The organism is Halorubrum sp. SD690R (assembly GCF_005435035.1).
Taxonomy (GTDB): Archaea; Halobacteriota; Halobacteria; order Halobacteriales; family Haloferacaceae; genus Halorubrum; species Halorubrum ezzemoulense.
This window is the reverse complement of the sequence record NZ_SGTV01000003.1, coordinates 57647-70479: the sequence shown is the minus strand read 5'-3', so window position 1 is coordinate 70479 and position 12833 is coordinate 57647. Positions and strand designations below refer to the sequence as shown.

13 protein-coding genes are annotated in these 12833 nt (G+C 70.0%); 5 read left to right on the top strand and 8 right to left on the bottom strand.

Going from position 1 to position 12833, the window contains the following annotated elements; translation table 11 throughout:
- Positions 1-86 precede the first annotated feature (86 nt).
- Entirely contained in the window at positions 87-887 is an 801-nt protein-coding gene (fer, locus tag EXE41_RS02800) for a ferredoxin Fer (RefSeq protein ID WP_137690241.1), read from the top strand.
- A gap of 35 nt (positions 888-922) precedes the next feature.
- Here the strand turns inward: fer and EXE41_RS02795 are convergent, their stop codons facing one another.
- From EXE41_RS02795 to EXE41_RS02775, 5 genes are all read right to left on the bottom strand, one after another.
- Positions 923-1969, bottom strand: a complete 1047-nt coding sequence (locus EXE41_RS02795; protein WP_086215892.1) for an ABC transporter permease — start codon at positions 1967-1969, stop codon at positions 923-925.
- Entirely contained in the window at positions 1962-3278 is a 1317-nt protein-coding gene (locus tag EXE41_RS02790) for an ABC transporter permease (protein ID WP_137690240.1), read from the bottom strand. The genes EXE41_RS02795 and EXE41_RS02790 overlap by 8 nt, the downstream gene beginning before the upstream one ends.
- Positions 3275-4885 carry an ABC transporter ATP-binding protein gene (locus EXE41_RS02785; RefSeq protein WP_137690239.1) on the bottom strand — a complete coding sequence of 537 codons (1611 nt, stop codon included), beginning with the start codon at positions 4883-4885 and terminating at the stop codon, positions 3275-3277. The genes EXE41_RS02790 and EXE41_RS02785 overlap by 4 nt, the downstream gene beginning before the upstream one ends.
- Positions 4886-5044: 159 nt before the next feature.
- Complete coding sequence (locus EXE41_RS02780) at positions 5045-6130, bottom strand: BMP family protein (RefSeq protein WP_086215894.1); 1086 nt, start codon at positions 6128-6130, stop codon at positions 5045-5047.
- Between the two features lie 215 nt (positions 6131-6345).
- Positions 6346-7884 (bottom strand): phosphomannomutase, encoded by a 1539-nt coding sequence (locus EXE41_RS02775; RefSeq protein ID WP_137690238.1) that lies wholly within the window; start codon positions 7882-7884, stop codon positions 6346-6348.
- A 115-nt stretch (positions 7885-7999) separates the two neighbouring features.
- On the opposite strand from EXE41_RS02775, the gene EXE41_RS02770 reads away from it, so the two are divergent.
- Positions 8000-8278 carry an acylphosphatase gene (locus tag EXE41_RS02770; RefSeq protein ID WP_086220003.1) on the top strand — a complete coding sequence of 93 codons (279 nt, stop codon included), beginning with the start codon at positions 8000-8002 and terminating at the stop codon, positions 8276-8278.
- Positions 8279-8304: 26 nt separating this feature from the next.
- Here EXE41_RS02770 and EXE41_RS02765 read toward each other — a convergent pair whose 3' ends face one another.
- Positions 8305-8778: a hypothetical protein gene (locus EXE41_RS02765; RefSeq protein ID WP_086215896.1), complete on the bottom strand. Its 474-nt coding sequence runs from the start codon at positions 8776-8778 to the stop codon at positions 8305-8307.
- A 128-nt stretch (positions 8779-8906) separates the two neighbouring features.
- Here EXE41_RS02765 and EXE41_RS02760 point away from each other — a divergent pair, with 128 nt between their 5' ends.
- Positions 8907-9809: a hypothetical protein gene (locus EXE41_RS02760; protein WP_137690237.1), complete on the top strand. Its 903-nt coding sequence runs from the start codon at positions 8907-8909 to the stop codon at positions 9807-9809.
- Between the two features lie 424 nt (positions 9810-10233).
- Here EXE41_RS02760 and EXE41_RS02755 read toward each other — a convergent pair whose 3' ends face one another.
- Complete coding sequence (locus EXE41_RS02755) at positions 10234-10626, bottom strand: helix-turn-helix domain-containing protein (RefSeq protein WP_137690236.1); 393 nt, start codon at positions 10624-10626, stop codon at positions 10234-10236.
- Positions 10627-10695: 69 nt separating this feature from the next.
- On the opposite strand from EXE41_RS02755, the gene EXE41_RS02750 reads away from it, so the two are divergent.
- Together EXE41_RS02750 and EXE41_RS02745 are read left to right on the top strand one after the other, a co-directional pair.
- On the top strand, positions 10696-11145 hold the full coding sequence (locus EXE41_RS02750; RefSeq protein ID WP_049929653.1) for a DoxX family protein: 450 nt from the start codon (positions 10696-10698) through the stop codon (positions 11143-11145).
- A 119-nt stretch (positions 11146-11264) separates the two neighbouring features.
- Complete coding sequence (locus tag EXE41_RS02745; RefSeq protein ID WP_086216626.1) at positions 11265-11747, top strand: VOC family protein; 483 nt, start codon at positions 11265-11267, stop codon at positions 11745-11747.
- 19 nt (positions 11748-11766) lie between these two features.
- Here the strand turns inward: EXE41_RS02745 and EXE41_RS02740 are convergent, their stop codons facing one another.
- Entirely contained in the window at positions 11767-12225 is a 459-nt protein-coding gene (locus tag EXE41_RS02740) for an SRPBCC family protein (RefSeq protein ID WP_049929655.1), read from the bottom strand.
- Positions 12226-12833 lie beyond the last annotated feature (608 nt).

Genomic DNA, 12833 nt, shown 5'->3' with positions numbered 1-12833 from the left:
CGACGAATTTCGCGATGGCCGGGGCGCGTCCAGAGCCTAACTGTTCAGGCTCGTCGTTTAACGGCCTCGAAACGAACGATACGGACATGGGGCAACTCGAACGGGTCGACGCCGACCGGCTCCGGGCGTGGCTCTCGGAGGTCCGGTCGGCGGAGGCGACCGCGGCGCTGATGACCGCCGTCGCGTACGACCGAGGTATCGGCACGGCCGAACTCGCTTCGTGGTACGACCGCTCCGAGGAGTGGGTCGAGGAGACGATCGCGGCCCTCGACTCGCCGGGGCTCGTCTCGACGGTCGCCCGGCTCGAAGGGGTCGACATCGGGGCGGTCGCCGCGGAGTCGAACCTCGCGCCCGCGACGGTCCGCGATTGGTTCGACGACCTCGGCGACGAGCCGGTCGGCGAGGCGGCCGACGTGGTTCGGCGGTACGCGGAGGGGTCGGTCGAACCGGTCCGCACCGGCTCGCCGTCCACCGTCTATCACCTCGACCGCGACGCGCTGACCGAGCACGGCTGGTCGCTGGACGATGAGGACCTCTTCGAGAAGGCCGCGGACGCCGACCTCGATCTCCCGGAGTACGGCCGCTTCCTCGTCGAGCCCGGCGAGTCGATCCTGGAAGCGGCGGAGCGCGGCGGCCGGTCGTGGCCGTACGCCTGCCGCGGCGGCGCCTGCTCCAACTGCGCCGTGGTCGTGGTGAAGGGCGACGTGGCGATGCCGGGGCAGTCGATCCTCTCCGACGAGCAGATCCGCGGGGCGAACGCCCGCCTCTCCTGCGTCGGCGTCCCGATCACCAACGAGGTCAAGATCGTCACGGGGATCGGCGACACCGAGGCGTTCGCCGACCTGCGACTGCCCTCGCCGACCGAGGAGACCGAGGCGTCGGACTGACCGTCCGGACCCGGGAGGTCGTCAGCGGGCGCGAGCTACTCCTCGGTCTCGTAGTGTTCGCCCGCGGCCTCGGGGATCTGCGTCCGGCCGACCAGCGTGAGGACGACGATCACGACGACGTACGGGATGGTCTGGACCAGCGTGTCCGGGATCGCGTACCCGAGCTGCTGGAGCCGGATCTGTATCGCGTCGAGGCCGGCGAACAGCGCGCCCGCGCCGAGCGTCCCGAGCGGATTGTAGTTGCCGAACAGGTACGCGACGATGGCGATGAACCCCTTGCCCTGGACCATCGTCTCGCCGGAGCCGACGAACTGCCCGATGGACAGCGCCAGCGCCGAGCCGCCCACTCCGGAGAGGACGCCCGAGAGCAGCACCCCGGCGTAGCGCACCTTCGAGACGGAGACGCCGACCGTGTCGAGCGCCTTCGGGTTCTCGCCCGCCGCGCGGAGGTGTTTGCCGAACGCGGTCTTGTTCAACAGCCACCACGAGCCGGCGGTCGCGAAAACCACCATCGTCGCCGAGTACTGCCACCCGACGCTCACGCCGAGGTTCGGCGTGTTGACGCCGCCGAAGAACACGGTCGACAGGAACGGCGCGAGCCCCAACGCGATGAGCCAGACGGCCAGCCCGGCGATGATCTGGTCCGCCTTGAACTCGATACAGACCACCGCGAACACCGCCGACAGGAACGTCGACGCCGCGATGCCGGCGAGGAACGCGATCGCGAGCGCCGGGACGCCGAGGACGGCGTTGCCCACGCCGACGACCGACGCGGCGTACACCGACACGAACGCCGAGATGATGAGGAGCCCCTCTAGGCCAATGTTGATGACGCCGGACTTCTCGGCGAAGATGCCGCCGAGTCCGGCGAGCACGATGGGCGCCGCGAGCCGCGCCGTCGACGTGGCGGTACTCGTCGAGAAGACGATGCCCGCGAGGTCGCCCGCCACGGAGTCGGGGAACGCGAGCCCGGACACGCCGAGCAGCGCGAGCACTCCGACGGTGCCGGCGATAAGCGAACGGACGTACCCCGACTCGCTCGCGCCTTCGAGGAGCGACGCCGGCGAGAGCGGGTTACGCATCGGCTTCACCCCCGTCGCCGCCGGCGGAGGCATCTGACTCCGCCGACGCCGCGCCGCCCGGGCCGCCCGCGGTCCCCCCGACGCCGGTGTATCGACCGATCATCCGGAAGAACTCCGGCATCGCGACGAACAGGATGATGAGCCCGCGCAGCACGGCGACGAGCTCCGTGGGAACGTCGGTCCGGAAGCCGATCTCCAAGGCGCCGCCCTTCAGGACCCCGAAGAGGAACGCCGCCGGCAGCACGCCGATCGGGTTGTTCCCGGCCAGGATCGAGACGGTGATCCCGTCGAAGCCGAGGTCCGGGATCGAGGCCATCCACCGCCCCTCGGACATCAGCACCCACACCGCGCCGCCGATACCGCCGAGCGCGCCGGACAACGTCATCGCCCGCACGGTCGTGAGCTTCGCGTTCACACCGCCGTACTCGGCCGCGGCCGCCTGGACGCCACTCGTCCGGAGGTCGTACCCGAGCGACGTGTGCTCGACGAAGTAGTAGAGCGCGCCGATGAAGGCGATGCCCCCTGCCAGCGCGAGCAGCGCGAAGTCGGTGGACGGGGGGAACAGCACCGACGGGAACTGCGCGTATTCTGGGACGTAGCGGGTGGCGACCACCGAGGAGCCCTCGGCGCGGAACACCTCCAACACGAGCACGTACGCGACGTTCGCGGCGACGAAGTTGAGCATGATCGTCGTGATCACCTCGTTGGCGTCGGCGTACGCCTTGAGCGCGCCGGGTATCGCGCCCCAGAGTCCGCCGCCGACCGCGCCCGCCGCGGTCCCGACGACGATCAGCACGGCACCGGCGACCGGGCCGGCCGGGAGCAGGGGCGCGAGCGCGAGGACCGAGAGGGCGGTCGAGAGCGCCCCGACGACGAGCTGCCCCTGCGTGCCGATGTTGAACAGGCCGGCGCGGAAGGCGACGGCGACGGAGAGCCCGGTGAAGATCAGGAGCGTCGTCTCCGAGAGCGTCAGACCGAACGAGAGGTTGAACGGCGTCCACGCGGGGTTGAACAGCCCGGGGTCGCCGACGGCGAACGGGTACCCGAGCGCGCCGTTGAACAGCACGACGTACACCTCGATCGGGTCGTAACAGAAGCCGATCCCGGTGAGCGGCATCGTCCACGCCGCGGTCGAACACTGCGCGATCCGGCCGGAGACGAGCACGAGCGCGAAGCCGACGACGATCGAGAGGAGGATCGCGGCGACGCTGATGACGAGCCGCTCGACGACGCTCCGGTCGACGAACGGGGCGACCACGCGGGCGAGGAGGGACTCCGTACGGTCCCCGTCGGGCGCCGAATCGCTCACGCGTCCACCCCCTCGTCGTCGGCCGCCCCGCCGTCGGCCTCGTCCGGCGCGCCGCCGGCGTCGTGGATCGCCGCCCGTTCGACCGAGTCGTCGTCGAGCGACTCGCCCGCCATCAGCAGCCCGATTTCCTCTTCGGTCACGGTCGCGGGGTCGACGACCCCGGTGAACTCTCCTTCGTGAATCACCGCGAGCCGGTCGGAGAGCCCCTGTACCTCGTCGAGCTTCGAGGAGACGAGCAGGACCGCCTTCCCCTCGGCGCGCAGTTCGAGCAGCCGGTCGTGGAGGAACTCCGTGGAGCCGATGTCGACGCCGCGGGTGGGGTGGGCGGCGACGACCAGCTCAGGGTCGCGCTCGAACTCCCGCCCGACGATGAACTTCTGCTGGTTCCCTCCCGACAGCGACTCGGCCTCCGCGTCGGCGTCCGGCGGGCGGACGTCGTACTGCTCGATGACGGACTCGGCGTGGTCCTGCGCCGCGCCCCAGTCGAGCCGTCCGCCGCGCGCGAACGGCGGGTCGTGTTGGCTCCCTAGAACCCCGTTTTCGGTGAGGTCGTATGACATCACCAGGCCGCGCTCCTGTCGGTCCTCGGGGATGAACGCCATCCCGCGGTCGATCCGGTCACGGCGGGTCTGCCCGACCATCGACTCGCCGCGGTAGCGGATCTCCCCGGACGCCGTCTCGCGCAGACCCGTGATCGCCTCGGCGAGCTGTGACTGTCCGTTGCCGTCGACGCCCGCGATCCCCAGGATCTCCCCGCCCCGGAGCTCGAATGACAGGTTCGAGACCGCCTCGACGCCCCGGTCGTCCTCGACGCACAGGTCGGTCACCTCCAGCACGCGCTCGCCCGTCTCTCGGGGCGACGTGGCGGGGTCCATCAGCACCTCCCGGCCGACCATCATCTCCGCGAGCTCCTCGCGCGTCACGTCGGCCGCGGCGACGGTGCCCACGTTGACCCCGTCGCGGAGGACGGTGATGTCGTCGGCCGCCGACAGCGCCTCGCCGAGCTTGTGCGAGATGAAGATGATCGTCTTCCCCTGTTCGGTGAGCTCTTCGAAGACGCCGTACAGCTCCTCGACCTCCTGCGGCGTCAGCACCGCGGTCGGCTCGTCCATGATGAGCACCTCGGCGCCGCGGTACAGCGCCTTCAGGATCTCGACGCGCTGCTGCTCTCCGACCGAGATGTCCGCGATCGTCGCGTCCGGGTCCACGTCGAAGCCGTACCGCTCGCTCAGTTCGACGACGGCCTCCCGCGCCGCCTTCCTGTCGACGCGGAGTCCGCCCCAAGTCGTCGGCTCGTTGCCTAAGACGACGTTCTCCCACACCGTCATCGGGTCGACGAGCATGAAGTGTTGGTGGATCATGCCGACGCCCGCGTCGATCGCGTCCCGCGGCGAGTCGAACGACCGCGGCTCGCCGTCGAGCCGGACGGTCCCCTCGGTCGGCCGGTAGAGACCGTACAGGACGTTCATCAGCGTGGTCTTGCCGGCCCCGTTCTCGCCGAGGAGGGCGTGGACGCTCCCGCGCTCCACCGCGAGATCGACGTCGTCGTTCGCGACGACCCCGGGGAATCGCTTCGTGATACCGTCCAAGTGGACCGCCGGGTTCATTCACCCGTAACTCCGCGCCGGAGCCTAAAAGCGCCCGGATTCCGAGCTACTGCGCCCGGTCCTGTTCGTCGTCCGACCGGAACGAGGGACACTCCGTCGCCCGACCGGAGCAAAAAAATTCCGCCAGCGGGGTTCGGCTTCGAGTCGGCGGCGCCGCGTTCAGTTGCTCGTCGTCTCCGGGACCTCGATGTTCCCGGCGATGATCTCGTCGCGCGCGTCGGCCACGGCGGTCGCGATCTCGTCTGGGACCTGGTCGCCGATCTCCTGCCCGTAGACGCACTCGACGCCGTTGGACTCCAAGCCGAGCGCGGTGGTCGACCCGCCCTGGTGATTGTCGTCGATGACGTTCGAGATCGACTCGTAGACCGCGGTGTCGACGCGTTTCACCATCGACGCCAGGATGACGTCCGAGAACGACTCGTTGGAGACCGACTGGTCCTGGTCGACGCCGAAGGCGAACCGCCCCTCCTCCTGTGCGGCTTGGAACACGCCGACGCCCGTCGCGCCCGAGGCGTGGTAGACGACGTCCGCGCCGCTCTGGTACATCGACAGCGCCGCCTCCTGCCCGCCGGTGGGGTCGGCGTAGCTGCCGACGTAGCTCGTGGTGACGTCGACGTCGTCGGTCGCGTAGTCGACGCCGGCCTCGAACCCGGCCTGGAACCGGCGGATGACGGGGCTGTCGACGCCGCCGACGAACCCGACGGTCGTCGAGTCCGGGTCCGTCTCGCCGGCGCCGGCCGAGAACTCGGTCTCGGTCAGGCGGCCGGCGAGCACGCCCATCAGGAACGAGCCCTCGTGCTCGCGGAACAGGTAGTTCGCGACGTTCGGTTCGTCGACGACGGTGTCGACGATCATGAAGTCCTGGTCGGGGTACTCGGGCGCGGTCTGCGAGAGCGAGTCGCCCTGATTGAACCCGATCGTACAGACCAGGTCGTAGGCCGGGTCGGTCGAGCCGGCGTACTGCTGCTGGAACTGCTCGAACTCGCCGGCGCCGTCGGGCTCCGACTCGTCGTACGCGATGCCGAACTCCTCTTCCGCCTGGAAGATCCCCTGCTGGGCCGCGTCGTTGAACGAGTTGTCCCCCAGTCCGCCGTCGGAATAGACGATGCCGATCCGCGCCGGCACGTCGCCGTCGCCCCCGTCGCCCCCGTCACCGCTCGGGCCGCCGCTACACCCGGCGAGGCCGACGAGGCCCGCTGCGCTTGCCGCCTTGATGAACCGCCGCCGATCGAAGTCGGATGCCATCTCACTCGTACCCCCGTCGGAACGCGGCATAAATTCGTCGTTCTCGCGGTGTCGAGGTGGCACGTTCGTGGAGAGAAGCGGCCCGATTCCGGGGTATCAGTCGCCCGATCGCCGCCGTCTGATCCACGAACCCGAATCTCTCACGGTTCCGAACGGGGTGACGCGGGGTCGCCGACGCGTCCGCGACGGGGCGTCGGCGGTCGGACCGGCCGGCCCTACGCGTCCGCGACCGCGTCCTCGACCACGGCTTCGACCTCGGCGACGAGGGCGTCGACATCGTCGCTCTCGGCGTACACGCGGACGTACGGCTCGGTGCCGGAGGGCCGAACCAGCGTCCACGAGGCGTCGTCGAACTCCAGGCGGACGCCGTGGTCGGTGTCCACCGCGGCGTCGGGGAATGCGTCCGGCAACGCCGTCGCCAACCGGTCCATCGCCGGCTCCTTCGCGTCGTCGGGACAGGCCACGCTCACCTTTCGGTACGGGCGCTCGGTCACCGGGCCGCGGAGCGCGTTGAGCCCCTCGTCGGCGACGAGGCGCGCGAGCACCGCCGCGGAGGTCACGCCGTCGATCCAGCCGCCGAACGCGACGTGGATGTGCTTCCACGGTTCGGCCGCGAAGACGACGCGCGTGTCAGCGCCCACCTCTCCCGCGGCGCCCGCCTCGCCGACCGTGCCGGCCTCGCCGAGGGCGCCGGCCACGCTGGCGTCCTCCCGGACCGCGGCGATCCCCTCGTGGAGCGCGCCGAGCCGGACGCGCTCGACGCGCCCGCCGGCGTCGCGGACGCGTTCGTCGATCCGACCGGAGGCGTTCGGCGTCGTCACGACGACGGGGTCAGCGGCGTCGCTCGCGCGGGTGTACCGCTCCGCGAGCACCGCGAGCACCGTGTCCTCGTGGACGACCTCGCCGTCCGCGTCGACGATCACGATCCGGTCGGCGTCGCCGTCGTGACCGATACCGAAGGCGAACCCCTCGGTCTCGTCCGCGTCGCCGTCGCCTCCCGCTCCCCTCCCGTCGTCGGCCGGCCGTCCGGGGTCCTCGACGCCCTCGTTGGCGTCGGCGACGAACGCGCGCAGGTCGGCGAGCGTCTCCGGGGTCGGCTTGCTCCCGCGGCCGGGGAAGTGGCCGTCGACGTTCCCGTTGAGCGTGACCACGTCGGCGCCGAGTTCGCGGAGGACGGTCGGCGTCGCGGGCGCGCTCATCCCGTTTCCGCAGTCGACCGCGACCCGGAGCCCGTCGAGGGGCGCGCCGAACCCCGCGGCGTACTCGCGGACGGCGGCGAGGTAGTCGCCGAGCGGGTCGGTTCGAGTCGGCTCGGTCCACTCGTCCCACGGAGCGACCGGCTCCTCGTCGGCGACCCGCGACTCGACGGCGCGCTCAGCGTCGCGGTCGAACTCCGTCCCGTCGCGGAACAGCTTGATCCCGTTGTCCGTCGGCGGATTGTGGGACGCGGTGAGCATCACGCCGTAGCGCCCCCGCGAGGCGTACGCGAGCGCCGGGGTCGGGAGCTGCCCGGCGCGGCGGACGGCGACGCCGCCGGCGGAGAGACCGGCCTCCATCGCGGCCGCGAGCGCCGGGCCGGTCACCCGCCCGTCGCGGGCGAGGACGACCGTCGGCTCGGGCGTCGACGCGGCGGTCGAATCGTCGGTACGCGATCGGATCTCGGCGCCCACGGCCCGCCCGACGGCGAGCGCGAGCGACGGGGTGACGCGGTCCTCGACGCCGCCGCGGATCCCGGCGGTTCCGAACAGGTCCATGTCGCCTACGTCGGCGCGCGGGAGTTAGTAGGCGTCGGTTGCGGGCGCGGGTCGGTCGGCGGCCGGTCGGTCGCGGGCGGGTCGTTTAACAGGCAGCGCGCCGCACCACCGACCGATGACCGACCGCGTTCGAGCGCACGTGTTCGTCTCGGGCCGCGTCCAAGGCGTCTACTACCGGGCGAGCACCCGCGACGCCGCCCGCGAGAAGGGCGTCGACGGCTGGGTGCGGAACCTCGACGACGGCCGGGTCGAGGCCGTCTTCGAGGGTCCGGAGGGAGCCGTTCGCGACATGGTGGCGTGGTGTGAGACCGGGAGCCGGGCCGCCGAGGTCGACGACGTGGACGCCGAGTACGGCGCGCCGGAGGGGGAAGACGGGTTCGAGGTCAGGCGGTGAGCGGGCGTCGGCGCCGCCCGACCGTCTCAGTCGTCGCGCGCCAGCGCGGCGGCGTCGCCGGGGGGTTCCCGGACGCCGAGCTCCTCTAGCGCGCGCAACACCACGATCGCCTCGACCACGTCGCGCTCCTCTGTGTAGGGATCGTCGACCGCGTCGAGCGTCGCCTCGGCCTCGGATGCCAGTCGCGTCTCCAGTTCCGTCTGGTCCGTCTCGGCCTTCGTCGCCGACAGCAGCGCCTCGTGGTCCTCGCGGAGGTCGAGGGAGACGTGCGCCGCGTTACACCGCGAGAGCGGGTGCGCGTCCATCTCGACGGCGAGGTCGCTCACGAGGTCCCAGTCGTCGGCGCAGAAGCGGAGCGTCACGGTGCCGACCACGTCGCGCCACGCGATCGGCTCGCCGTTCTCCATGAGCCGGAGCGCCCGCGGCGGCACGGCGATCCGGGTGTGGGTGTCGTCCCGGCCGCACAGGCAACAGGGGGTGTTCTTCAGTCCGGCGTACACGGCGTCACGTACGCGCCGGAGAATGGTGTGCGTTTCGGCGGGCAAGCACCTTCCGCCCGCGCCGGGAGCGCCGTCGCCGAATCGAGGTCACACAAAACACATACGCCGTCGGAGGATCGGAACAGGTGATGAATCGCCCGTCACCCGAACTCCTCGCGGCCCTCTGCCTGTTCGTCGTCGGAGTCGGGGTCGTCACCGGCGCTGTCGCGGGCGCGACGAACCCGGCCCCGGTTACGTACTCGGTAGATCGAACGGACAGCGAAGTCCACCGCTACGCGGACCTCTCCGGGGCGGCGCGGGACGTCGTCGACGCCGGCTCTGATCGCGGTGAAGCCTCCGTCAAGGCCGCCGGCGATCGCGATGAGGTCGCCGTCGACGACCTCCCGTCCGAGTTCCGGTCGGGGGCTTGGAACTTCGTCAGGGACGGCGGCGAACTGGCGTGTTTCTTCCCGACGGACGACGCCGACTCCGGAGACGTCAGCGTCGCGTTCGCCGACTGCGAGGGGTTCGCCTTCGAATACGAGGACCTCTCCGAACGGGGACAGCGCTTCTTCACGATGGCGGCGGACTCCGACGACGGCAGCGTCTCGATCTCGAAACCGGTTCCCTCGGGGTTGGACGTCGCTCCGGGAGACACCGGGATCGACATCGAGGAGGCTCCCGAGGAGGGGGGCCTGTACTACGTGTTCGCGGACGAGCGCGTCTACGAGTTCACGCTCTACGGACCGGGTCCGCTCGGCGGGTTCGGCGCGCTCATCTACGCCGCCTTCGTGATCGCTCTCGGCCTCGCCCTCATCGCCGGCAGCGCCTACGGCTATCGGGTCTCGGCGGTCCACGCGCCGGCGGCCGCGGCGGTCGGTGCGAGCGTGTACCTCGTGCCGCCGCTCGTGGAGGCCGCCGGGCTGCTCAGGTGGTCGATACGACTCGACGGGTACACCCCATGGGGGGTCCCGCTCGTGATCGCTCTCGCGGTGGGCGGGGTAGCGTACATCATCCCGGACCTGTACGCGTTCGCGCGAAAGTACGTGTGAGAGCGACGCAGCGGCTGCGCGACGCGGCGGCACGATTTACAGACCGATGAGCCTGCCAGCGCCGCTCATCGATTTGTGAGGCGGTGGCGCGTGCCTCCGAGCGTCCAACGGACGCGAGGAGCACGCGCGAGGGAGTCGGCGGGCCGGAGCGAAGCGGAGGCCGGCCGACGAGGCTGGGATGGTGTGAGGCTGCGGTGCTGTACGGGGCGGGACTCAAAGGGGCAGTCGCGAGGGCGGCGCAGGCGACGCAAGCACCGCAGGGAGCGAGCAGCGCGAGCGACCGAGGAGCGCAGCGAGCGTGCGCCGCCCTCGCGGCTGGGGCTTTGGAGGCCTTCATCGACGATTCGCTGTTGGTAGTTTATAAACAAACAGCCTGGAAACGGATGTCTGTTTATAAACGAAATCCACTCCTGCTAACGCACGCTTACGCGTCGCACTCGGCGAGCCACTCCTGGGCCCACTCGTCGATCTCCTCGAAGACGGGGGCGAGCGACTCGCCTTTCGCGGTCAGGCTGTAGTACGTCGCCACCGGCGCGTCCTCCTCTAACCGGCGGTCGACGAAGCCCGTCTCTTGGAGGTCGTTGAGCACGCGCGAGAGCGTCCGGGCGTTCGCGTCGGTCTCGCGCTTGAGCTCGTTGAACCGCGCCTCGCCGTTCAACAGCTCGTGGAGGACGACGAGCCGCCACTGCGAGCCGATCTGTTCGATGGAGTCGATGACGGGGCATGGGGTCTCGGGCGCCGTCGCCTCGCCAGCCGCTTCAGCCCCCGAATCCGCCGTCTCCGCCGACTCCGCCGCGGAAAGGTCCTGTGATGACATCGGTGTTACCTACTAACTCTATTGTCCGGGAAGCGATAAATAGGTTACGTCCGTATAGCAGGTTACACGATGTTAGCTGAAACCGCGACGTTACCGCTCCAGTTCGACACACCCCTCGCGGGCGAACTCTTCCTGCTCGGCCGGATCCTGTTCGGCGCGACGCTCGCGTTCATGGGGCTCAACCACTTCACCGACCTCGAGACGATGGCCGGCTACGCCGAGTTCAAGGGCCTCCCCGCGCCGCAGTTCTCGGTGATCGCCTCGGGCGCCGTCCTCGTCCTCGGCGGACTCGCCGTCGCCGCGGGCGCGTTCCCGGTCCTCGCCGGGGGCTCGCTCGCGTTCTTCCTCCTCGTCTCCGCCGTGACGATGCACGACTTCTGGTCGGTGGACGACCCCGAAGAGCGGCAGAATGAGATGACGAGCTTCCTGAAGAACGTCTACGGCGCCGGCGCCGCGCTGGCGTTGCTCGCCGTCGGCGGGGCCGCGTGGCCGTACGCGGTCGGCGTCGGGCTGTTCTGAGCGCCGTTCGAACCGACTGACCGAGCCGACCCCCAACCGAATCGTCCGGCGACTGGCGTATCCGCGTTTCGAACCCCCAGTACGACTAACTACTCTCCCGACGACCGATCACGCGGACCATGACCGACGCGCCGCCGACGACGGGACTCCACCACGTCACGAACATCTGTACCGACATCGAGGAGACCGCGGCGTTCTACGAGGACGTGCTCGGCTGGCACACGGTCAAGCGGACGCAGAACTACGACGACCCCGGGACGCCGCACTACTACTTCTCGTCGACTCCGGAGGGCGAGCCGGGCACCAACGTCACCTACTTCGAGTACCCGAACTCGCAGGGGACGCCCGGTCCGGGCGCGAGCCACCACTTCGCGTTCGGCGTCGAGGACGAGGCGACGCTCCGCGAGTGGAGGGAACACCTCGAGGCCCACGACGTCCGCGTCTCCGAGGTGAAAGACCGGACCTACTTCAAGAGCGTCTACTTCACCGACCCCGACGGGCTCGTCTTCGAACTCGCGACGCGAGGGCCGGGAGTCACCCGCGACGAGGACGAGCCCGGCGGCGAGGTCATCGACCCCTTCGAAGCGGGTTACGAGAACTGAGGCACGGGCGCCGCCCGGATCACCCTCCCTCGACGAGCGCCGCGAACTTGTCGAGCGCGCGTCGGCAGACGGGGACGTACGGGGCCGCGACGAGCGGGACTTCGATCACCGCTCGACACCGACCCGGATCCTCCGGATAGCGGTCGACCCGGTGGCCCGTGGCCGGAACCCCGGCGACCCGCCAGTCCCAGCGGAGGCGCGTCGCGGCCGTCACCCGGAACGGAACCCAAGCGTCCGCGACCCGGACCCGTCCGGTCGTCCCGCTCTCGACGTACCGATCGGTGCTCTCCACGCCCCCCACGGACGGGCTCCAGTCGGGCCACCGTCGCGTGTCGCGGAGCGCCGTCGCGGTCCGCTCAGGCGGGGCGTCGATGTCGCGGCCGACCGCGAGCGTCGTCCCCTCTCGGACCACCGCGGTTTCGCTGTCGCGATCGGAATCTCCCAACACGTCGCGTCCTCCGGCGGCGGCGTCCCTCATCGCTGTGATCCTCCGCTCAGATCCGAACGCACATCCGATACCTGGGGCATAAAACAGAGGCAATACGCAATTCGTCCACTTTTTGCGCTATCGTGGCACAGAGCCATATTAATACCTTATATGGTATGAGGACTCATTATCTCTTTCCACGAAGGGTTAATACAGAGGTCCGGGGTATTGGGAGTCAATATGGCAAGCGATCGCGACACCATGAAAGACGTCTCGCACACAGCACCGAACGACACCTCCGCGGACGCGGTCTGGGAACGAGGGCGAGGACCGGTCGAGGAAGAGGAAGAAGAGTAGCGCGAGTCGACCGTTTTCTCTCGTCGGGCCGGCCCGTCCCGGCCTTCGTCGCCGATCCGACTCGTCGAGCGCGTCCTCTCGCCGCTCAGTACGCTGTTCGACGGGATCACCCGTCGGATGAACGCGTACATCAGCGGCGACGGGAACGTCGAGAAACCTTACACGGAGTGACGGACTACCGGACGGAGCGATCGGCTACCGAACGGAGTCGGGGGCTCGGCCGACCGTCATTTGTCGCGCTCGCTCGCCCTCCGGTGTCCTCGCCGTCGCCGCGTTCTCGGGGCCGATAACCGCGGGCGTGG

Coding starts and splice junctions, on each gene's coding strand:
- fer (WP_137690241.1), top strand. CDS start 87: ATGGGGCAACTCGAACGGGTCGACGCCGACCGGCTCCGGGCGTGGCTC.
- EXE41_RS02795 (WP_086215892.1), bottom strand. CDS start 1,969: ATGCGTAACCCGCTCTCGCCGGCGTCGCTCCTCGAAGGCGCGAGCGAG.
- EXE41_RS02785 (WP_137690239.1), bottom strand. CDS start 4,885: ATGAACCCGGCGGTCCACTTGGACGGTATCACGAAGCGATTCCCCGGG.
- EXE41_RS02780 (WP_086215894.1), bottom strand. CDS start 6,130: ATGGCATCCGACTTCGATCGGCGGCGGTTCATCAAGGCGGCAAGCGCA.
- EXE41_RS02775 (WP_137690238.1), bottom strand. CDS start 7,884: ATGGACCTGTTCGGAACCGCCGGGATCCGCGGCGGCGTCGAGGACCGC.
- EXE41_RS02770 (WP_086220003.1), top strand. CDS start 8,000: ATGACCGACCGCGTTCGAGCGCACGTGTTCGTCTCGGGCCGCGTCCAA.
- EXE41_RS02760 (WP_137690237.1), top strand. CDS start 8,907: ATGAATCGCCCGTCACCCGAACTCCTCGCGGCCCTCTGCCTGTTCGTC.
- EXE41_RS02755 (WP_137690236.1), bottom strand. CDS start 10,626: ATGTCATCACAGGACCTTTCCGCGGCGGAGTCGGCGGAGACGGCGGAT.
- EXE41_RS02750 (WP_049929653.1), top strand. CDS start 10,696: ATGTTAGCTGAAACCGCGACGTTACCGCTCCAGTTCGACACACCCCTC.
- EXE41_RS02745 (WP_086216626.1), top strand. CDS start 11,265: ATGACCGACGCGCCGCCGACGACGGGACTCCACCACGTCACGAACATC.
- EXE41_RS02740 (WP_049929655.1), bottom strand. CDS start 12,225: ATGAGGGACGCCGCCGCCGGAGGACGCGACGTGTTGGGAGATTCCGAT.